At 47.2% G+C, this 21,278-nt stretch carries 19 protein-coding genes, 1 other RNA gene and 1 pseudogene; 12 read left to right on the forward strand and 9 right to left on the reverse strand.

Features of this window, described 5'->3' with window-relative positions; translation table 11 throughout:
- Nucleotides 1–9 precede the first annotated feature (9 nt).
- Nucleotides 10–585: an RNA polymerase sigma factor RpoE gene (gene rpoE / locus H7K52_RS03245; protein WP_003848595.1), complete on the reverse strand. Its 576-nt coding sequence runs from the start codon at nt 583–585 to the stop codon at nt 10–12.
- A gap of 412 nt (nt 586–997) precedes the next feature.
- Here rpoE and nadB point away from each other — a divergent pair, with 412 nt between their 5' ends.
- Entirely contained in the window at nt 998–2,617 is a 1,620-nt protein-coding gene (gene nadB / locus H7K52_RS03250; protein ID WP_182629705.1) for an L-aspartate oxidase, read from the forward strand.
- Here nadB and trmN read toward each other — a convergent pair.
- Nucleotides 2,602–3,351, reverse strand: a complete 750-nt coding sequence (gene trmN, locus H7K52_RS03255; protein WP_008926719.1) for a tRNA(1)(Val) (adenine(37)-N(6))-methyltransferase TrmN — start codon at nt 3,349–3,351, stop codon at nt 2,602–2,604. The genes nadB and trmN overlap by 16 nt on opposite strands.
- A gap of 164 nt (nt 3,352–3,515) precedes the next feature.
- Between trmN and srmB the strand changes: the two genes are divergently transcribed.
- Nucleotides 3,516–4,844, forward strand: coding sequence for an ATP-dependent RNA helicase SrmB (gene srmB, locus H7K52_RS03260; RefSeq protein ID WP_003848590.1), 1,329 nt, complete (start codon nt 3,516–3,518; stop codon nt 4,842–4,844).
- Between the two features lie 217 nt (nt 4,845–5,061).
- Here the strand turns inward: srmB and grcA are convergent, their stop codons facing one another.
- Complete coding sequence (gene grcA, locus H7K52_RS03265) at nt 5,062–5,445, reverse strand: autonomous glycyl radical cofactor GrcA (RefSeq protein ID WP_008926720.1); 384 nt, start codon at nt 5,443–5,445, stop codon at nt 5,062–5,064.
- 242 nt (nt 5,446–5,687) lie between these two features.
- Here grcA and ung point away from each other — a divergent pair, with 242 nt between their 5' ends.
- Nucleotides 5,688–6,368, forward strand: coding sequence for a uracil-DNA glycosylase (gene ung / locus H7K52_RS03270; protein ID WP_105098901.1), 681 nt, complete (start codon nt 5,688–5,690; stop codon nt 6,366–6,368).
- 59 nt (nt 6,369–6,427) lie between these two features.
- Here ung and grpE read toward each other — a convergent pair whose 3' ends face one another.
- A complete protein-coding gene (gene grpE, locus H7K52_RS03275; RefSeq protein ID WP_003848585.1) occupies nt 6,428–7,009 on the reverse strand; it encodes a nucleotide exchange factor GrpE in 582 nt (193 codons plus the stop codon).
- A 122-nt stretch (nt 7,010–7,131) separates the two neighbouring features.
- Between grpE and nadK the strand changes: the two genes are divergently transcribed.
- The 3 genes from nadK to bamE all read left to right on the forward strand — a co-directional run bounded on the left by nadK (nt 7,132) and on the right by bamE (nt 10,290).
- A complete protein-coding gene (nadK, locus tag H7K52_RS03280; protein ID WP_003848582.1) occupies nt 7,132–8,010 on the forward strand; it encodes an NAD(+) kinase in 879 nt (292 codons plus the stop codon).
- A gap of 84 nt (nt 8,011–8,094) precedes the next feature.
- Nucleotides 8,095–9,756 carry a DNA repair protein RecN gene (gene recN / locus H7K52_RS03285; protein WP_182629674.1) on the forward strand — a complete coding sequence of 554 codons (1,662 nt, stop codon included), beginning with the start codon at nt 8,095–8,097 and terminating at the stop codon, nt 9,754–9,756.
- A gap of 186 nt (nt 9,757–9,942) precedes the next feature.
- A complete protein-coding gene (bamE, locus tag H7K52_RS03290) occupies nt 9,943–10,290 on the forward strand; it encodes an outer membrane protein assembly factor BamE (RefSeq protein WP_003848578.1) in 348 nt (115 codons plus the stop codon).
- A gap of 96 nt (nt 10,291–10,386) precedes the next feature.
- Here bamE and H7K52_RS03295 read toward each other — a convergent pair whose 3' ends face one another.
- Nucleotides 10,387–10,680: an RnfH family protein gene (locus H7K52_RS03295; RefSeq protein WP_003848574.1), complete on the reverse strand. Its 294-nt coding sequence runs from the start codon at nt 10,678–10,680 to the stop codon at nt 10,387–10,389.
- Nucleotides 10,673–11,107: a type II toxin-antitoxin system RatA family toxin gene (locus H7K52_RS03300; protein WP_008926724.1), complete on the reverse strand. Its 435-nt coding sequence runs from the start codon at nt 11,105–11,107 to the stop codon at nt 10,673–10,675. Before H7K52_RS03300 ends, H7K52_RS03295 begins: the two co-directional genes overlap by 8 nt.
- A gap of 158 nt (nt 11,108–11,265) precedes the next feature.
- Between H7K52_RS03300 and smpB the strand changes: the two genes are divergently transcribed.
- The 4 genes and pseudogenes from smpB to H7K52_RS03320 form a co-directional block, all read left to right on the forward strand.
- Nucleotides 11,266–11,748: an SsrA-binding protein SmpB gene (smpB, locus tag H7K52_RS03305; RefSeq protein WP_003848573.1), complete on the forward strand. Its 483-nt coding sequence runs from the start codon at nt 11,266–11,268 to the stop codon at nt 11,746–11,748.
- A gap of 43 nt (nt 11,749–11,791) precedes the next feature.
- Nucleotides 11,792–12,153, forward strand: a transfer-messenger RNA (tmRNA) gene (gene ssrA, locus H7K52_RS03310).
- Between the two features lie 176 nt (nt 12,154–12,329).
- The gene (locus H7K52_RS03315; protein WP_182629675.1) at nt 12,330–13,559 is read left to right on the forward strand and encodes a phage integrase central domain-containing protein; all 1,230 of its coding nucleotides are present in this window, start codon (nt 12,330–12,332) and stop codon (nt 13,557–13,559) included.
- A gap of 5 nt (nt 13,560–13,564) precedes the next feature.
- Nucleotides 13,565–14,050, forward strand: a pseudogene (locus tag H7K52_RS03320) (tyrosine-type recombinase/integrase); the annotation flags it as partial.
- A gap of 217 nt (nt 14,051–14,267) precedes the next feature.
- Here the strand turns inward: H7K52_RS03320 and H7K52_RS03325 are convergent.
- From H7K52_RS03325 to H7K52_RS03335, 3 genes are all read right to left on the reverse strand, one after another.
- On the reverse strand, nt 14,268–14,462 hold the full coding sequence (locus H7K52_RS03325; RefSeq protein WP_182629676.1) for a hypothetical protein: 195 nt from the start codon (nt 14,460–14,462) through the stop codon (nt 14,268–14,270).
- Between the two features lie 3 nt (nt 14,463–14,465).
- Nucleotides 14,466–16,160, reverse strand: a complete 1,695-nt coding sequence (locus H7K52_RS03330; protein ID WP_182629677.1) for a patatin-like phospholipase family protein — start codon at nt 16,158–16,160, stop codon at nt 14,466–14,468.
- A gap of 140 nt (nt 16,161–16,300) precedes the next feature.
- Nucleotides 16,301–19,207, reverse strand: coding sequence for a DEAD/DEAH box helicase (locus H7K52_RS03335; RefSeq protein WP_182629678.1), 2,907 nt, complete (start codon nt 19,205–19,207; stop codon nt 16,301–16,303).
- A 338-nt stretch (nt 19,208–19,545) separates the two neighbouring features.
- On the opposite strand from H7K52_RS03335, the gene H7K52_RS03340 reads away from it, so the two are divergent.
- Both H7K52_RS03340 and H7K52_RS03345 read left to right on the forward strand, forming a co-directional pair.
- On the forward strand, nt 19,546–19,932 hold the full coding sequence (locus tag H7K52_RS03340) for a hypothetical protein (protein WP_182629679.1): 387 nt from the start codon (nt 19,546–19,548) through the stop codon (nt 19,930–19,932).
- A complete protein-coding gene (locus H7K52_RS03345; protein ID WP_259400617.1) occupies nt 19,910–21,142 on the forward strand; it encodes a relaxase/mobilization nuclease domain-containing protein in 1,233 nt (410 codons plus the stop codon). Before H7K52_RS03340 ends, H7K52_RS03345 begins: the two co-directional genes overlap by 23 nt.
- Nucleotides 21,143–21,278 lie beyond the last annotated feature (136 nt).

Raw genomic sequence — 21,278 nt, forward strand, 5'->3', positions numbered from 1 at the left:
CCGTTATCACTAACGTTGGATAAGCGGTTGAACTTTGTTATCAATGGCCTCTCGCGCACGAAAGATACGTGATCGAACAGTGCCTACCGGGCAATCCATAATGACGGCGATCTCTTCATAACTCAGACCGTCCAGTTCCCTGAGGGTGATTGCCATACGCAAGTCCTCAGGTAGCGCCTCGATGGTACGAAAGACAATTTGTTTCAATTCGTCAGACAACATTAAGTTCTCAGGGTTCGAAATTTCTTTTAATGCACCCGCACTTTCGAAATTTTCTGCGTCAATCGCATCCACATCGCTGGATGGCGGACGTCGCCCCTGAGCAACCAGGTAATTTTTCGCTGTGTTAACCGCAATGCGGTACAGCCAGGTATAAAACGCGCTATCGCCCCGGAATGAGTCCAGTGCGCGATACGCTTTAATAAACGATTCCTGTACTACATCAGGGACGTCGCCCGAGGGAACATAGCGTGAAACCAGACTCGCCACTTTATGCTGGTAACGAATTACCAGTAAGTTGAACGATTTTTGATCTCCCTTCTGTACCCGCTCGACAAGGACCTGATCCGTTAACTGCTCGCTCATCCGAGGTAATGTCTCCCCAAATTTTTCATATGCAAAAGTAACTGCCAGCACATCTCATGTTCTGAGCAAGCATGCGCTTAGAGTTGTGATGTGGTGCGAAGTTCACTTCTCGCCCTGATATTTAACACGCCAATAGCCATTACACAGGTTGTTCGTTTTCGTTCAGTGTCAGGCGCGTAAATCGCAGGCAGAGTAACCTATGACAAGAGCTTTTTCATCATTAAATCCTTTAGGTTTAATAAGTTTGCTATAAAAAACCACCTCGTTAGCAGCCCGTTTTTAACTTACTGATTATAGGTAACTTTGGGAAATTCACTGCCGAATAGCGTGAGCTGGTGTTTAAAATACTTCACAGAAACCCCTATTGCGCTTATGCTCAGACGTATTCTTGTTTAGTAAATTAAACATTATGATGAATGTGGCCCCGGATTATGAGTGCGATGTATTAATTGTTGGCAGCGGTGCCGCCGGTCTGTCGCTGGCGTTAAGGCTGGCGAAGCATTGTCAGGTGACCGTACTCAGTAAAGCGCAGGTGAATGAGGGTTCAACGCTCTATGCCCAGGGCGGTATTGCTGCGGTGTTTGATGAGACGGATAGCATTGAGTCGCACATCGAAGATACGCTGATTGCTGGCGCAGGTTTATGCGACCGTGATGCGGTCTCGTTTATTGCCAGTAATGCGCGGCATTGCGTACAGTGGCTGATCGACAACGGCGTCGCGTTTGATCTCGACCCGCAGGCAGCGGGCGATATGCGCTATCACCTGACGCGCGAAGGCGGCCACAGTCATCGTCGCATCCTGCACAGCGCTGACGCCACCGGTCACGCGGTTGAAACCACGCTGGTAAGTCAGGCGCTCAGCCACCCCAACATCCGGATTCTCGAACGTACCAATGCGGTCGACCTGATTCTCTCAGATAAAATCGGCCTGCCGGGCACACGCCGGGTGGTCGGTGCGTGGATCTGGAACCGCAATCGCGAGCGGGTCGAAACCTGTCGGGCACGAGCCGTTGTGGTCGCCACTGGCGGTGCCGCCAAAGTCTATCAATACACCACCAACCCCGATATCGCCTCCGGTGATGGCATCGCCATGGCGTGGCGCGCGGGCTGTCGGGTCGCCAATCTGGAATTTAACCAGTTCCACCCAACCTGCCTGTTTCATCCGCAGGCGCAGAATTTCCTGTTAACCGAAGCATTACGCGGTGAAGGTGCCTGGCTGCTGCGTCCCGATGGCAGTCGTTTCATGCCCGATTTTGATGAGCGTGCCGAACTGGCTCCGCGCGATATCGTCGCACGGGCCATCGATCATGAAATGAAGCGGCTGGGTGTCGACTGTATGTATCTGGATATCAGCCACCAGCCTGAAGAATTTGTTCGCGCGCACTTCCCGATGATCTATGAGAAGTTGCTGACGTTTGGCTTTGACCTGACCAAAGAGCCCATCCCGATTGTGCCTGCCGCCCATTACACCTGTGGCGGTGTCATGGTCGATCAGCATGGTCAGACTGACGTCAATGGGCTCTATGCCATCGGTGAGGTGAGTTACACCGGCCTGCACGGCGCTAATCGCATGGCTTCGAATTCACTGCTGGAGTGTCTGGTTTATGGCTGGTCCGCGGCAGAAGCGCTGATCAAAACGCTGCCCGCCATTGAAGCCGTTACTGCATTGCCTGCATGGGATGAAAGCCAGGTCGATGACGCTGATGAGCGCGTGGTAATCCAGCATAACTGGCACGAGCTGAGGCTATTTATGTGGGATTATGTCGGTATTGTTCGCACGACCCGGCGTCTGGAACGGGCGTTGCGCCGCATTAACCTGCTTCAGCAGGAGATCGATGAATATTATCGCCATTTCCGCCTCTCCAATAATCTGCTGGAGCTGCGCAACCTGGTGCAGGTCGCTGACCTGATGGTACGCTGCGCGCTGGAGCGGAAAGAGAGCCGTGGCCTGCACTTTATCCGCGACTACCCGGATTTACTGCCAGAGGCGCTGCCGACCATTCTGACACCACCGGGCTACATGAAGAGGTAAAACTCCCGCGTCAGGCTGCACCACTCATCGGAATAGCGGGTGTCCGGCGCGCGGATGGCCAGACGCTCCAGTAACGTTTCACCGGCCTGCGGTGAAAAAGCCAGCACAACGCGATGTGGTGGACGATGGGCATATTCCGCCACGTCCAGCCGGAAACGCAGATGCCAGCCATCCGCCTTAGCCAGATCGATAAACGCCTGGCCGGAAGCCGAGGGCAGCACGACACAGAACATCCCCTCCTCTTCAATCAGTAACGCGGCACTGCGTAAGAGCGTCTGATGGTCGAGCGAAGCCGTCGAGCGTGCGCTGTCCCGCGCCGCGGTAGAGCAGGCCACGCCCGGCGCGAAATACGGGGGATTGCTGACGATAAGCGAGTAACGTTTATCACACTGCTCAGCCCAGCCGGCGATATCCTGCTGATGCACCCGAATACGTTCGGGCCACGGCGACTGCTGCACATTCTCCTGCGCCTGCCCTGCGGCTTCCGGTTCTAACTCAACCGCATCGATTTCAACCGGCGACGGCGTGCGCTGTGCCAGCATCAGCGCGATAAGCCCGCTGCCGCTGCCAATATCCAGAATGCGCCTGACACCGGCAACGGGCGCCCAGGACCCGAGCAGAATGGCATCGGTGCCCACTTTCATCGCACAGCGATCGTGTGCGACAAAAAATTGTTTAAAGGTAAAACCGTTCTTGTTTAACTGTGGCCGTTCACGCGGCTTATCCTGCATCATTCGTCACTACCATCGTTTTTTCCTGCCGTACGGCAGCGCATGAGTGTAACGTGACGACAGAGGGAATTCACGCGACAGACACCCCCAGGCGCAGCCGAAACGGATTAACAGATGAAGATTCAGTCTGATCTGTCTATAATCAGCGCCCCAAACTGAGGTAGACCATGACAGTAACCACATTTTCCGAACTCGAACTCGACGAAAGCCTGCTACAAGCGTTGCAGGAAAAAGGCTTTACGCGCCCAACAGTGATCCAGGCTGCTGCAATTCCGCCCGCACTGGAGGGTCGTGACGTTCTGGGTTCGGCACCTACAGGGACCGGGAAAACCGCCGCGTATCTGTTACCGGCGTTGCAGCACCTGCTTGATTTTCCGCGCAAGAAATCCGGACCACCCCGCATCCTGATTGTGACCCCAACACGCGAACTGGCGATGCAGGTTGCAGATCATGCGCGTGAACTGGCGAAACATACCCATCTGGATATCGCCACGATCACGGGCGGCGTGGCTTACATGAACCATGCCGAAGTGTTCAGCGAAAACCAGGATATTGTCGTCGCCACCACCGGCCGACTGCTGCAGTACATCAAAGAAGAGAACTTTGACTGTCGCGCCGTAGAAACCCTGGTACTGGATGAAGCGGACCGCATGCTTGATATGGGCTTTGCCCAGGATATCGAAACCATCGCGGCTGAAACGCGCTGGCGTAAGCAGACCATGCTCTTTTCCGCCACGCTGGAAGGCGACAACATTCGCGACTTCGCCGAGCGTCTGCTGAACGATCCGGTAGAGCTGGAAGCGGACCCGAGCCGTCGTGAGCGCAAAAAAATTCAGCAGTGGTACTACCGCGCTGATGATCTGCAGCACAAGACAAAATTACTGATTCACCTGCTGAAACAGCCGGATGTGACGCGCTGCATCGTGTTCGTGCGTAAGCGTGAGCGTCTGCATGAGCTGGTGAGCTGGCTGCACGAAGCGGGGATTCGCAGCAGCTATCTTGAAGGCGAAATGGTGCAGGCGAAACGTAACGAAGCGATTAAGCGCCTGAGCGAAGGACGCGTTAACGTGCTGGTTGCTACCGATATCGCGGCACGTGGCATTGATGTTGAGGATGTCAGTCACGTCTTTAACTATGACATGCCGCGCACCGCAGATACTTACCTGCACCGCATTGGGCGTACCGGTCGTGCGGGCCGTAAAGGCATCGCCATCTCACTGGTTGAAGCGCACGATTTCGTCCTGCTGGGCAAAATCACCCGCTATGTTAACGAGCCTATCAAAGCGCGTGTGATTGATGAGCTGCGTCCGGAAACGCGTGCGCCAAGTGCCAAAACCACGGGAAAACCGTCGAAAAAGGTACTGGCCAAACGTGCAGAGAAGAAAGCCAGCGAAACTGAAAAACCGCGGGTGAAAAACCGTCATCGTGATGCCAAAAATGTCGGCAAACGCCGCAAGGCAAGCGGCAGTACGCCAGCTAACGAGAATGCGGAATAAATCATCGCCGTCATAAAAAAATCGCCTCAATTGAGGCGATTTTTTTTATCTGATAATCAGTAATAACCTTTTCACACTGTTTTTCATGCCAGCGCGTTTTCTTTAAGGCGCGAGCATAACAATGCCGGACGTTAAATTTCTTATCTCGTTAATAATTAAGCTAAAGATTGCTGTGTGCGCTTTGCGCTTATTTTCATCACCTGATTAATCAGACTGCTTAAAGACTTTCAGTAAAGGTACGGGTGATGACGTCGCGCTGCTGCTCTGGTGTCAGTGAGTTAAAACGCACGGCATAGCCGGAAACACGAATGGTCAGCTGCGGATAGTTCTCAGGATGTTTAACCGCATCTTCCAGTGTTTCACGACGCAGAACGTTGACGTTCAGATGCTGTCCACCTTCAACCCGCACCTGAGGTTTAATTTCAACCGGCACTTCACGCCAGGCAAATTCGCCCAGTTCGCTGAGCGCGACAACCTGGTCTTCTTCATAGCCCGCTTTTGCACACAGGCAACGCGCCTGGGCTTTCTCTTCGTCCAGCAGCCAGAATGAGTTCAGTAACTGTGAGTTGTTTGATTGCGTGATCTGGATACCCGTGATCATGATTGCGTCTCCCGAATAAAACGTGAATACATCAAATTTGAGGCCCCGGTATAGCACTCTTTATTCCCGGCCTCTTTGACCTGTATCAATACGAATCAGGCATTCAGGCGGCTTTAACGCTAACCCGTTGATCTCAAACCCGCTGCCATTAAAAAATAATTTGTATTATTCAAATTATTTTTGCCTTCAGGTCGACAGCAGGAACAGCTAAGCTTACGGCACTAACGTTAAGGGAGTTGAACATGGCTGAAAAGCTGACCTGGCACGACGTGCTGGCTGAAGAGAAAGAGAAACCCTATTTTATTGAGACGCTGAAGCAGGTCGCCGATCGGCGCGCCGAGGGTGTAACAGTCTATCCGCCGCAGAAAGATGTGTTTAACGCCTTTCGCCTGACAGAACTGGGCGACGTCAACGTTGTGATCCTGGGTCAGGATCCCTATCACGGGCCGAATCAGGCGCATGGACTGGCTTTTTCGGTGCTGCCCGGCGTTCAGGTGCCGCCCTCACTGCAGAATATCTATAAAGAGCTGGTACAGGATATTCCCGGCTTTGAAAAGCCCAACCACGGCTTTCTTGAGAGCTGGGCTAAACAGGGCGTGATGTTACTCAACACAGTGTTAACGGTTGAAGCGGGTAAAGCCCATTCTCACGCACGATTCGGCTGGGAGACCTTTACGGATAATGTGATTGCGGCGATTAACCAGCACTGTGAAGGGGTGATTTTTTTACTGTGGGGTTCGCATGCCCAGAAGAAAGGTAGCATTATTGATCGCAAGCGCCATCATGTGTTGCAGGCACCGCATCCCTCGCCGCTTTCCGCGCATCGTGGCTTTTTCGGCAGCAAACACTTTTCGACCACCAATGAACTGCTGAGCGCAGCCGGTAAAAAACCGGTGGACTGGACGCCGGTCTTACCGGATTAACGCCAGAAAGCACACGGCCGCGTCAGTGCGCGGCCGTGTGACAGGATTCAGGCGTTGAATCAGCTTTTAGCTTTAGAAACCGCCACCATCGCCGGACGCAGCAGGCGACCATTCAGCGTATAGCCACGCTGCATCACCAGCATGACATGGTTAGGCTCAAACTCTTCAGACTCCATCATCGACATTGCCTGATGCACTTCCGGGTTAAATGGCACGCCCGTTTCGCCTACCACTTCAACACCGAATTTACGCACGGCACCCAGCAGGCCTTTCAGGGTCAGCTCAATCCCTTCGATCATGGATGCCAGCTGCGGGTCTTCTTTGTTTGCCACTTCCAGCGCACGTTCCAGGCTGTCGATGACTGGCAGCAGTTCGTTGGCAAACTTCTCCAGCGCAAATTTATGCGCCTTCTCAACGTCCATTTCGGCACGACGACGAATGTTCTCAACTTCAGCCTGCGCACGCAGCTGGGCATCGCGCACACCGGTTTGCGACTGCGCTAATTCAGCTTCGAGCTGAGCAATACGCTCATCACGCGGATCCACCTCTGCTGCTGTCTCCGCTTCCTGAGGTTGCTGCTGATCCTGCTGAATTTCGTCTGAGACTTGCTCGTTTGGGGTGTTCTGTTCTTTACTACTCATGAATTTCTCCGCGTTTTGCACATTCATTTCGCTGGTTGGCTTATTATGGGGATTGGTATGACGGATTCAAGGGAACCTATCACATTGCCTTGCCGTTTTGGCTTATAAGGAACACCGACCAGATGAACAAACACTTTAACTGCATTGGGATTGTGGGTCATCCGCGCCATCCTACTGCGTTAACCACGCATGAGATGCTCTGGCGCTGGCTGACGGCCAAAGGTTATCAGGTGATCGTTGAGAAGCAGATTGCCCAGGAGCTGTCGCTTCACGACGTACAGACGGGCACGCTGGCGGAGATTGGTCAGCAGGCTGATTTAGCCGTCGTGGTGGGTGGTGACGGCAATATGCTGGGCGCAGCGCGGGTGCTGGCGCGTTATGACATCAAAGTGATCGGCATTAACCGCGGTAATCTCGGTTTTCTCACTGACCTCGATCCGGATAACGCACAGCAACAGCTGGATGAGGTGCTGCAGGGCAACTATTTCGTCGAGAGCCGCTTTCTGCTGGAAGCGCAGGTGTGCAAATCTGACTGCTCGCCCCGTATCGGCTCTGCCATCAATGAAGTGGTGCTGCACCCTGGCAAAGTGGCACACATGATCGAATTTGAAGTTTACATTGATGAAGTGTTCGCCTTTTCCCAACGCTCAGACGGGCTGATTATCTCAACGCCCACCGGCTCTACAGCCTACTCACTCTCGGCGGGCGGCCCTATTCTGACGCCGTCACTGGAGGCGATTGTGCTGGTGCCGATGTTCCCGCATACGCTTTCCGCGCGGCCACTGGTGATCAACAGCAGCAGTACCATCCGTTTACGCTTTTCTTCACGTCGCAGTGACCTGGAGATCAGCTGTGACAGCCAGATTGCGCTGCCCATCCAGGAGGGCGAGGATGTACTGATTCGCCGCAGTGCCGGTCATCTTGATTTGATCCATCCTAAAAACTACAGCTATTTCAATACGCTGAGTTCGAAACTGGGCTGGTCAAAAAAATTGTTCTGAAAACCGGCCTCGCCTCTTTACTGGATAAAAAACCAGTTTATACTGTATGAAAAACCATATGTGTTTATTCATACAGGTGAACCTATGCTGGCCCAACTGACCATCAGTAATTTCGCTATCGTTCGTGAGCTCGACATTGATTTCCAACGCGGCATGACAGCTATCACGGGTGAGACCGGTGCCGGCAAGTCTATCGCCATTGATGCGCTGGGATTGTGTCTGGGCGGTCGTGCTGATGCTGACATGGTGCGTCAGGGAGCCAGCCGGGCTGACCTCTGTGCCCGCTTCCAGCTTAAGTCCTCCCCTTCTGCCCAGCGCTGGCTGGTCGATAATCATCTGGATGAGGGCAACGAGTGCCTGCTGCGCCGGGTAATCAGCGCTGACGGACGTTCCCGTGGCTTTATCAATGGCACAGCCGTGCCGCTCTCTCAGCTGCGCGACCTCGGCCAGTTGCTGATTCAGATCCACGGTCAGCATGCCCATCAGCTTCTGCTTAAACCTGATCATCAGAAACATCTGCTGGATGCCTATGCCGGTCACGACGATCTGCTGCAGCAAATGCGCGCCAGCTATCAGACCTGGAATCAGAGCTGTCGCACCCTGGCGCTGCATCAGCAGCAGGCGCAGGAACGCGAATCACGTCGCGAGCTGTTGCAGTATCAGCTGAAAGAGCTGAACGACTTCGCGCCGCAGCCGGGTGAATATGAGCAGATCGATGAAGAGTACAAGCGTCTGGCTAACAGCGGACAACTGCTGTCGACCAGCCAGCAGGCACTGCAGCTGTTAGCAGACAGCGATGACACGAATCTCAACAGCCTGCTCTATACGGCGCGTGAGATGATTTCTGAACTGACTTCGCTGGATGAGAAGCTGAACGGCGTGCACAACCTGCTGGAAGAAGCCGCGATTCAGCTGACCGAAGCCAGCGATGAGCTGCGTCACTACTGTGACAGCCTGGATATGGACCCTAACCGCCTGTATGAGCTGGAAAAGCGTATTTCACGCCAGATCGCGCTGGCCCGTAAGCATCACGTCACGCCGGAAGGCCTGCCCGAACTGCATCAGCAATTGCTGGCAGAAGCGGAGCTGCTCTCACAGCATGAAAGCGATCAGGAGAGCCTGCAGTCACTGGTGGGTGAACATTATCAGGCTGCGCTGAAAAGCGCAGAGCAACTGCATCAGCAGCGCAGCCACTTTGCTGACGAACTGCAGCAGTTGATCACCCAGAGTATGCATCTGCTCTCTATGCCGCACGGCCAGTTCAAGATCGCGCTGACCTTTAATCCGGATCAGCTCACGGCAGACGGCGCGAGCCGCGTCGATTTCCAGGTCACCACTAACCCAGGCCAGCCACTGCAGCCTCTGGGCAAAGTGGCTTCGGGTGGTGAACTGTCGCGTATCGCGCTGGCAATTCAGGTGATTACCGCGAAGAAAATGGAAACACCGGCGATGATTTTCGATGAAGTGGATGTCGGCATCAGCGGCCCGACCGCTGCCGTGGTCGGTAAACTGCTGCGTCAGTTGGGTGAATCGACCCAGGTGATGTGTGTGACTCACCTGCCGCAGGTGGCCGGTTGTGGTCATCAGCACTTCTACGTCAGCAAAGAGACCGATGGCGCAATGACTGAAACCCATATGCAGCCACTGGACAAGCAGGCGCGTCTGCAGGAACTGGCGCGACTGCTGGGCGGCAGCGAGGTCACACGCAATACCCTGGCCAACGCAAAAGAACTTTTAGCCGCATAGCAGCGCACTTTTTTAACCCTCCGTGGTCATATGCTTGCTCTGTAGAGGTTTCCAACAGCGAAAAGGTTTATTATCATCGGCACTTATGTCGCCAGAGTAATAAAGCCTGCCGCAGGCAGAGTTCAGATTTTGATGGCAAGAAAGCCGCCTTTAAAAGGCGTTTGGCCCCGGAAAAGGAATGTATAGATGCGCTGTAAAACGCTGACTGCCGCGGCAGTAGTAATGTTGATGATGACCGCCGGATGTTCCACCTTAGAGCGCGTGGTCTATCGTCCTGATATCAACCAGGGGAACTATCTGGTTGCCAACGATGTGGCCAAGATTCATACCGGTATGACACAGCAGCAGGTGGCTTACACGCTCGGTACGCCGATGATGAAAGATCCGTTTGGCAGCAACGTCTGGTATTACGTTTTCCGTCAGGAACCAGGTCATGAGGGCGTAAAACAGCAGACGCTGACGCTGACCTTTGATGGTAATGGCGTTCTGACTAATATCGACAACAAGCAGAATCTGTCACAGAACAACGACTGATTGTCCGTAAGATTGTCAGAAACAACAGACAGCAAAAAGGCGCACTGAGCGCCTTTTTTTATGCCGGGTATCCGCTGTATCTGATGGGATAAGGGCTTATTTTTTGCTTTCTGCCGCACGTTCTGCGCGCTGCCGGCGTAACTCTTTAGGATCGGCAATCAGCGGACGATAGACTTCGATACGATCGCCCTCATTCACCACATCATCCAGCTTCACCGGACGACTATAGATGCCGACCTTGTTACTGGCGAGGTCAATCTCCCGACGCAGTTCAAGTAGTCCTGATTTGAGGATGGCCTGTTCAACCGTGCTGCCCTGCTCCACTTTCACATAGAGCTGATACTGCTTTTCAGGCAAGGCATAGACCACCTCGACGGAGATATCAGGCACGGTAAACCTCTTTGGCGCGCTGTGTGAAAGCCTGCACCATGCTATTGGCCAGCTCTTTGAAGATCCGTCCAAAGGCCATCTCTACCAGCATGTTGGTGAATTCGAACTCCAGGCTTAACTCAACCTTGCAAGCGTCATCGCCCAGCGAGACGAACTTCCAGCCGCCAGTCAGCTTGCGGAACGGACCATCAACCAGTTGCATATGGATGCTCTGGTTATCCGTCAGGGTATTGCGGGTGGTAAACGTTTTGCTGATGCCCGCTTTCGACACATCCACGGACGCCGTCATCTGATTCTCAGACGCATCCAGCACGCGGCTTCCGGTGCAACCCGGCAGGAATTGCGGATAGGCATCCACATCATTTACAAGTTGGTACATCTGCCCGGCACTAAACGGGACCAGCGCCGAACGACTAATCTGAGCCATAATGGTTCCTGTTCATCACAAAACCGCTGAATAATAGCATTTTCAGCGATTAAACAAAAATGTCCCCGAGTGAGGGTGTGCTAGAATATCCCGTTTCCTGCCGCCCCGCTGGACTGGGGATGCGATAACCGACTAAGTGATGTAAAATACGCCGCACTATGACAAAGAAAAAAGCACACAAACCCGGTTCTGCCACTGTTGCCATGAACAAACGCGCCCGCCACGAGTACTTCATTGAAGAGGAGTATGAAGCGGGATTGTCGTTACAAGGATGGGAAGTTAAGTCACTTCGTGCCGGTAAAGCCAACATCAGCGACAGCTATATTCTGTTGCGCGATGGCGAAGCCTTTCTGTTCGGTTCAACCTTTCAACCCTTAGCCGTTGCCTCCAGCCATGTGGTCTGTGACCCGACACGCAGCCGTAAGCTGCTGTTGAAGCAACGTGAACTTGATTCACTGTATGGCCGCGTTAACCGCGAAGGCTACACCATCGTGGCGCTGTCGCTGTACTGGAAGAACGCCTGGTGCAAACTGAAGATTGGTGTTGCACGCGGTAAGAAAGAGCACGACAAGCGCGACGATATCAAAGACCGTGAATGGAAACTGGATAAAGCACGTATCATGAAGAATTCAAAGCGTTAAGCGCTGGATTTTGATTTGTTTTGTTGCTAGTATTTGAAGTTCTGGGGCTGATTCTGGACTCGACGGGATTGTGAAGCCTTAGGAGCATGCCGAGGGGCGGTTTGCCTCGTAAAAAGCCGCAAAAAAATAGTCGCAAACGACAAAAACTACGCTTTAGCAGCTTAATAACCTGCTTTTAGCCTTCTCTCCCTAGCTTCCGCTCTTAAGACGGGGATCAAGAGAAGTCAAACCCAAAAGAGATCGCGTGGATGCCTTGCCTGGGGTTGAAGCGTTAAATCCAATCAGGATAGTCTGTTAGTGGCGTGTCTGTTCGCAGCTAACCGGCGAATGTAAAAACTGACTAAGCATGTAGTGCCGACGGTGTAGTAATTTCGGACGCGGGTTCAACTCCCGCCAGCTCCACCAAAATTCTTTCGCGGCGATACCAGAATTGTCCGCTGAAGTCCTGAAAGCCCGCACGGCACAAGCCTTGCGGGCTTTTTTGTGTCCATAGTAATCCACCGAGAGTTGCTAGAATCCACGCCATATGACACCCTGTTTAGGACCCAACGCCCATGGGTCCAAAATCTGAGGGTCCAAACATGCCGAAAATCGTCACTAAACTCAATGATACTCAAATCAAAAGTACTAAGCCTGGCGAGAAGGAAGTAAACCTCTTCGATGGTGACGGCTTGTTTTTGCGCATATCGCCAATCGTGAAAGGTGGCAAGAAAAACTGGTACCTAAGGTATGCGGTTCCCGTGACTAAGAAACGAACGAAAATGAGTTTGGGAACTTACCCTCACCTTACCCTCGCGCAAGCTCGCTCTCTCAGAGATCAGTACCTCGCCCTACTCGCTCAGCAGATTGATCCGCAAACCCATAAGGCCGATAAAGCGAATGCACTAAAAGCGGCCACTGAAAACACATTGCAGGTAGTTGCAAAAAAGTGGTTGGAAGAGAAGAAAAGAACGTCAGGAATTTCAGAAGATCATGCAGCAGATATCTGGCGTAGCCTTGAACGTAACGTCTTCCCTGGCTTGGGTAATGTTCCGATAAAAGAGATTCGCCCCAAACTCTTAAAGCAACAGCTTGACCCAATCGAACAGCGTGGGGTCCTTGAAACATTAAGGCGCATAATTTCGCGACTAAACGAAATTTTCCGGTGGGCAGCAACTGAGGAACTTATTGAATTCAATCCTGCTGATAACCTTGCACAGCGCTTTAGGAAACCCAAAAAGCAAAATATGCCAGCACTACCTCCTTCAGAATTACCCCGCTTTATGGCTGCATTAAACAATGCTTCCGTTCGACTGGAGACACGGCTGCTGATTGAATGGCAATTATTAACATGGGTTCGCCCAGGTGAAGCCGTTAAAGCGAGGTGGTCTGACATTGATACAACCAATGGCATTTGGACCATTCCGGCAGATTTCATGAAAATGAGAAAAATCCACAAAGTTCCATTAAGTAGAGAAGCCTTGCGAATTCTCGAAGCAATGAAACCAGTGAGTGGGCACAGAGAATGGATTTTCCCAAGTATAAAGGCCCCTCTAAGCCATATGCATGAGCAGACAGCCAATGCCGCTATCATTCGAATGGGATTCGGAGGTGAGCTTGTAGCCCACGGTATGCGCTCAATAGCAAGGACAGCAGCAGAGGAATCCGGCAAGTTCAGAATTGAAGTTCTCGAATCTGCACTTGCTCACTCAAAGAAGGACGAGATCGTAGCAGCATACAACCGCGCTGAGTATTTAGCCGAACGAACGGCACTAATGCAGTGGTGGGGTGATTATGTTCAAAATCAAAAGTATAAAGCTATAGCTGCATAAATACTGGTAGACATACGCTTTGCCTTGTTGAATGGCAGTTGTTAACTAAGTTAAGACCAGCTAAAGCCGCAATGGCCAGGTGGGACGAGATAAATTTTGAGACAGGGGAGTGGCGCATTCCTGCTGGACGTATGAAAATGAAATGTATGCATATTGTTCCTTTCTCTAAACAGGCACTTGCGGTATTAAAAGTTATGAAGCTTATTATCAAACAATGGTTATAGGTTTTTACCGGATACCGTAATCCGCTTGAACCTATGAACAGCAAGACGGCTAACATGGCGCTAAAGCGCTTGGTCTTTAAAGACATCCTTGTTGCGCATGGTATGAGATCAATAGCTTCAACTGTTCTCAATGAGAAGGGTTTTCAGCCTGACGTGATTGAAGCAGCACTGGCACACATTGATACTAATGAAGTCAGGACAGCATACAATTGCTCTCAATATCTGGAACAACGAAGAAATATGATGGCGTGGTGGGTAGATATTTAATCTGTTAGCAGGTTCCATTAAAGTCTTTTACTTTGCTGAGGCAGCATAAGAAAAATAAATACTCCCTTAAGAATCATAAAGTTGCGAGAATAATTTTTGCTAAAATGAGAAAAGGATACCTTTCATGGCATCCATTTTCTCTAGTGAAAAGTGTAGATAAGCGAAAATACTTATTACTGATCTTTTTTTACAATTTTCAAAATAATTGATCGATAAATTAACGAGTTAAATTTAAGACAATTTTGATTTGATTGTCAGGTTTAGCGTTTTCTTCTCTTTTTACCTTTAACTCATTCAATCCTTTCTCAAAAGCCCTTACACCATCTTTAGTATAAAAATTATCATATGTTGCTTTATAAGTGTTATTGTAAGAACTATTTGAACTAACTTGTGTTTTAATTTGTTTTTTCATAACTCACCTCTTCTTATCTAAGACTTTCGCTTCATGAAATAATGTTCTTTGACCTATAAGTACACTCCTTATTGTCAAAGCATACGCATTAATTACATCAAGATAAGTACTGTTTATGGCGTAAGAATGCGGCGTACTACTCATAACATAATTCCATCGATAAAGCAATGGGCAGTTTTGATAAAACATATTTATATCAATACACAACAATGCAATCACTTGATTTCCATTGCATTTAACCAACTCATTGTAATTTCTATCTAAATTATTAAATCTTTTGATAGGAAAGCAAAAGCGTGTGACATTTTTTTTAGCATTATAAATCCAAATAGTATCTTCATTCAACCAAGAAGTTACACAATCAATTTTATTAACATTTAATGGCGAAAGTGGATATGTATGATTTTTTATTTTAATACCATTATTGCTACTATTTGAAACAGACAAAATATCCGAAGTTTTAGAGTCAATACTCACATATAACCAAGCTTTAATGCTGCAATTACTCAATTTTGATTCTAGTTGCTGTCGAATCATTGATAGCAGGTAATCAAAATCACCACAAAGGTTTTTAGCTTCATCATAAGGCGTATAAGCATTTGATTGCCCTTTTGTAAGATGATGCTCAGCTAAGAATTTTTTTGCGCTTCCATAGCCAGAGTTAAAAATTATCTCCATATCTTTATTTGTTAGATTGAAGTTCAAAGTATCATATTTTTCAGGTACTGAAACTGGTACTGCTATCCCGCCTACCACATCAGAAATAATATTATTACTTGCATCTACAGCTGAATGAACGAGATCTCCTAAATATTTAAAAAAACTATACTGATCACTTTTTTTCTTAGGGGTTATTTCCGATCTTAAATCAAATGCATAGACTGGTAAATTTTTAAATCTAGAACCATTGAAAAGAAAAGTGGGTAGATTACATGACACACCACCGTCTACTAATACTTGGTCGTCAATATAGCTAGGCCTGAAGAAAATAGGATAGGAACAAGAAGCTGCAATTGACTCAAAAATACAAGTTTCCGGTGTTTTCTCCCAACTAAACTCAACTACACTCCCTGTTTTTACATCGGTGGCAATTACGCGCAAATCAACTTTATTAAATTTATAAAAATCTTCATACGACAGAGATTTATTATTACCTGTCCGCTTAATCAATCCCACAGGCAATTTAATTTCACTATAATATGTTAAAAACTCAATAATATTCTGTTTTCTGTGAAAGCCCTTGTTTTTAGACAAAACATTCGCACACCGGATAAAATTAAAAATTGTAATTGGTGACAAAAATAATAAAAGTCTTTTATCTTTTAACGTATAAAGGTTAGTTATATTCTTTAGATATAAGTCAACACCATCTTTCAAAATTTCTTTTCGCTGTAATCTCAATTCGGCAGCTTTGATATTTCTATTTATTGAATCAAGCTTGTTAAAGAATAGCTTTACAGCATCCGTATTTTTTTGTTGTTTTTCGTCAAGCAAACTTAAAAAGTTTCTTTCCTTCATTGCAGTAAATATTTCGTCAGCTTTCATTCCTAATGATGAAAGGAATGCCACCATAGCTCCCGCAGAGGCCCCACCAAACCCCACAAAACGAATATTAGCTTCTTCTGCAGCTTTTAATGCCCCAGCAAATGCAGCTCCTTTAGCACCCCCCCCCTCGAAAACAGCATAACTCTCGATCATACAAACCTCTTATTTATAACTTGTGAAATTAATTTTAATTATAAGCAAGGACTAACTCTCCGAAGCGCTTTGCTTTCTTCGAAGAGTTCCCCTTGCTTCCGAAGCCTGGCTTCGAAAGATTAAAGCGAAGCACGTTTTTTTTAGCTGAAACTATATTCTTTCATTGGGAGATCTTCAGCCGAAGCAGCACCAGGAATACTTAACCACTGCCAGATCTGTTCTTGGGTAATGTTGCCTGAAAGTAATCTCAAAAACGCTTCACCTAAATCGTGTCCTTCAACAACAGAAAGTCTTTCACATACCTCAATTACAGTTAATACACTTGGGTCTACACCAGGGTGGCATAAGGTGACGCAAAAATTATCCCTATAACCATATAGTTCAGAAGCTCTCAAAACGTCAGTGGCTCCATTAAAATCAACAAGATTTTCTCCTAATTTAGTTTTAAGCTCAACAACTAAATCTGGCGAATCTTTAAAACTTAACAAGTAGTCAGGCGCGCCTGTTTTTTTACCATCATCGAGTTTGATATAATTCACTTGCGCCAGCACTAATAATTCCTCAAAAGCTTCTTCGTATTCAGTTCCGCGAGCTTCATAATATCTTTTAAACTGTCTTTCGAAACCTAATTTTTTAGATTTAAGAATATGACGCTCAGCTGCAACAGCTCTTTGATTTGTCTTCCAAACCTTTGCTGCATCTCTTAACCAGTTGGCTTTTTTGTGAGGAGTTGGCTTAATATTTCTAAATAACTCAAGTCTAAAATCCTCAGCCTCTTGTTCTCCTTGAGCGAGATATTCTGGTTTAAAATATTCGCTTGAAGATATATTTAGCATTTCTATCCGGGTTAGTTTGAAACCTCTCTCAGGATAGATCTTATTGAGCGCGGTTAACCATAGCGCCTTATCATTTAGTCCAGTAGTGACCCGAAATGCCAAACGGCTAATAAATCTAGGAAGTAGTCGGAGGTTATTAACCATTTCATCGTTTAGAAATACGGGCCGTAATTCAGAAGTAACTCGTGTATCAGCGCAGGACATGATCACAGCCGAAATCCCTTTGAGTAACCAGGCTAAATTTCTATATAAATCGTTTAGCATACCAGCCGTCAGAGCGTCAAAAGAAGCTTCAAGGTTACGTAATTGCTCTCCCTCAATCCAATCATAAGCTAATTTTGCAGAATTCATTGATGGTAAGTTCCTTATCCATACATTCTCATAAAGAGGAATATTAAATTTGGAAGGATCTAACAAAACTGCTTTATCGAGCATATAAGGTAGGTATCTAGGAGACTTTTTACCTTGGTATTCAACAAACTCAGGGCATGAGAAGCATGCGTAACAGATTGAGAGAATTAATTTTTTATAATTCTCGTTTTCCTCTATTCCCAAAACACATTTAGAGAACCACTCAGAATTATTAGCAAAAAACTTGAGAAGATTTACGCCCGATTCTGGTTTAAAACCAGCCAAAGATACTGCCTTTCCAAAGGCAGTTGCTTGTAGATCTCCTGTTTCTGTTCTAATCAAAAGTCCTTCATTAGTTAACATCTCAAAGGAATTATCGAGTTCACCATCCCACTTGTTAAAGTTTTTTAAGTTTGTGTCTTGCTCAACAATTCCACTAAGGGTATTAAAAACAATGTCCTTTAAATCAATAACATTACTTGAAAGACCTGATGCAACTAATTGCAAGATCAATCTATTAAAATCTTTAGGCTCTATTCGGTTTTTGAGAGGCGGCATATCACTAAATTTTAGATACTTAAGGGCCGCAGCTCGTTCAGTATTATTGTTCGCAAAGAAAATAATATTTCCTTCGGAATGCTCTGTTCCCATCCTACCAACTCGCCCTGCCATATTATGGAATTCGGAAGTACTAATCGGAACATATTTCCTCATTTCACTGTTCCATCTTTGCCACGAAGCAAAAAATGCAGTGCCCAAAGGGAAATTTACTCCAGCTGCGAGAGTTGAGGTTGCAAAAACAACATCTATTTGATTATCTTGAATTTTTCTTTCGATTATTTCTCTTTCATCATCTATCAGATCTGCACTATGACAGGCAACTCGATACTGAAAGAATTCTTTCAACAAACTATTTGCCATAGTTTCAGGAATGCCATCGAAGTCAAAACCGATTTGAGAGTTTAAGGGCGTTTTATATTCATTAATTAGAGCCTGAGCGAGAGTATACGTATCTTTTTTTGTCATGCAAAAAACTATAATCGGCGTTAACTCTCTATTTTTCTCTAGATAGTTTTTTATATTTTTTGCTATACCAACAACTTGTTGCTTCACTCTATATGAGTTTATCTGTTCAGGTAATTTTGTGCTGCAATTGTAAACTTCCCCATCATGCGCAAAGCATTCATATATCAAATGTTTTTCTCTAACACTTGTATATATCAATCCAATTTCTAGCCATTCTGACAATTTGAGTGCGTCACGATGATCCAACACTGCTGACAAGCCGACTAATTGAGCCCAGCCAGCACGCTTTATTAGAGTTAGTAGTATTTCAACTTGTTGCCCCCGGTTCTCATCACCTATTAATTGAATTTCGTCACACACAAAAACTGTAGATTTCATACTCTTAGGAACACCAGAAGCCGAAAGTATACCTAAATATTTTTCATAAGTTGCCACCATAAGCTTTGCATTTAGTGGGGAAGGAACGGCGTTGCCTGAAGCATCCTCGATAACGTCTCCTGTTGCCAGAATCAATGCGCTGGGATCATTATCTAGAAACTCTTTTAATAATTGATTTTTAAAATCTTCAAACTTTTGTCTTGCTAATGCTCTATGAGTAACTAAGAAAACCGCATTATGACCTTCTTTTATACCTTTAGTTAAGGCAATCGTTCCCACTAATGTTTTACCAGTGGAAGTAGGAGAAACTACAAGTAAGCTTTTACCCTGCGCTATCCCTTGATCAAGGCTCTCATATTGCACGTCGGTTAAGCATACGTCATCATTTTCTCTGTAAAACAGCGGGCTGAATGTTGCATCGTTCAAGCCACAGTTGGATGGCAAACCGTATTTCATAATCCCTCATCTTTGTTAATTATCAATAGTTTACAAAAAAATACGTGTAAAAAATCATCGCCTCAGTGACATAATGACACATTCATTAGCATTTTCAATATGTCAATAAGAATTAACCTGATTTTATGATTTTAAGGAGCTCGGAATAAATGGTTTTATTGAGAAGTACTGAATATTCGTTTTAAAAAATTCCTCAATAAATTAATTTGGGAATTTACATGATGTAACTGAGGAAAAATATAAATCGTATAGGCTTTGTTGACAGAATCGCATTAAGAGATATAAATAAATGTAAGCATAAGTAATATGCATTCATTCAAATATTAAAAGGATTTTAAATGGATATAACCTATCACACACCTCTTTTAAAAAACTTACGCACTCATTGCGTCAGCGTCAGGTTAAATAATTTAGAGGTATATAAATTAGATTTTGAACGCAAAGGCCATGCTAAAGGCGAATGGCTTCGAATGTGCTTCATGAATAATCAACCTATTGTCGTTCCAGAAATCAACCGAAACGCATGGAAAATGTTGGGTGAGATAAATCACAGGCTTAATGAGATCCTAAATCACCTGAATGCTAAGCAATCATGTAGCTCGCTGACAAAGACAGAACTCTTCGCTGTAAAACGTCAAATCAGTGAGCTTCGTTCTCGCCTCCTTACTGCTGATCTATGGAGTATCCCCTCTAATGAAGGGCATGCAGAAGATCAAACGAGGTAAGAGCTTTGCCGGAGTTGTTCTGTACGCGTTGAAACCTGGAACGCACCATAAAACTGATCCCGTAGTCATCGGCGGGAACATGCTGGGCGCTTCAGCACCTGAACTGATTACTGAGTTCGACGCCTCTGCTTCACTTCGTACAGACATACTGAAACCTGTATGGCACAACTCACTTCGCCTGCCTCAAGGTGAATCCCTTACAGTGAAGCAATGGGTTATGTTTGCTGACGACTACATGAATCGCATGGGGTTCAGTGAGACGCACCTACGCTGCTATGTCATACATGACGACGAGGCCGGCCAGCACATTCATATCATTGCGAGCAGAGTGGATCTGATTAGTGGGAAGCTATACCTGGGCAGGAATGAAAACCTTGCGAGTACACGCATAATTCAGGAGCTGGAGCTGACTCATGGCCTGACCAGAACCAAAGGTCCCTCTCCTTCACATAGCCCTTCCCCTGTCAGAATGCGCAAGAAGCTGTCTCGCAACGAGCAACAGAAAGAAAAGCGCGAAGGTCAGCCCACGCCCAAGACGTTCCTGCAGAACACTATCGATGAGCTTCTTATAACTGCCAATAATATTCCTCGCTTCATTGAAGCACTTCGCGAGCACGGCATAACGCCCTTACCAAACATTTCCTCCACGGGTCGTATGAATGGTTTCTCCTTCGAATACTCCGGTATAGCTTTCAAAGCTTCGCAACTGGGGAAGACATACTCATGGGCCAATCTTCAGGAGAAGCTTCACTACGCACATGAACGAGACAACCCCCTTCTCTTTGCTTTGAAAGCTTCGGCTCTGGGAGGTGATAAGACGAGTGATTCAGTAACAGAAGCTACGACCGAGGATACTACGCCGTCACTACCGGCTTCGTTAGAGTCAGAAATTATCGCACCTCCTCCCCAGCAGGAACATAAAGTAGAGACAGCGGAAACCTGCGAAGCAAATACGCCTGCCAGCACAGTGCTTACAGCACCGGGACAAGCCAACAACAAAGACTACCTCATGACGGCAGTCATAAAGTGGCTACTAAGCATTCCTTACCTTCAAGCCATTGCAAAATTGCTCAAAGAGACAGGTAAAACATTTCTCCACAGAAAACCCTCATTTTCCGTAATCAATGCGTTGAGATCAGCTGAGCCTGACGTCAAAAATTCCAACGAAACACCTGAAGACTTTTCAAAAAGCTTTTACAAGCCTCACTAACCAGGCCTCTGAAGAACATCATTTTTCCTGTCTAAGCGCTTCAAAACACAAAACAATTGATCGTTTTTACAGATCAATTAATAGCTTAATGATAGATTATAACTATCAAACAAGATCTATCGATCGGTACAAGTGA

Source organism: Pantoea hericii (assembly GCF_014155795.1).
GTDB classification, from domain to species: domain Bacteria; phylum Pseudomonadota; class Gammaproteobacteria; order Enterobacterales; family Enterobacteriaceae; genus Pantoea; species Pantoea eucalypti.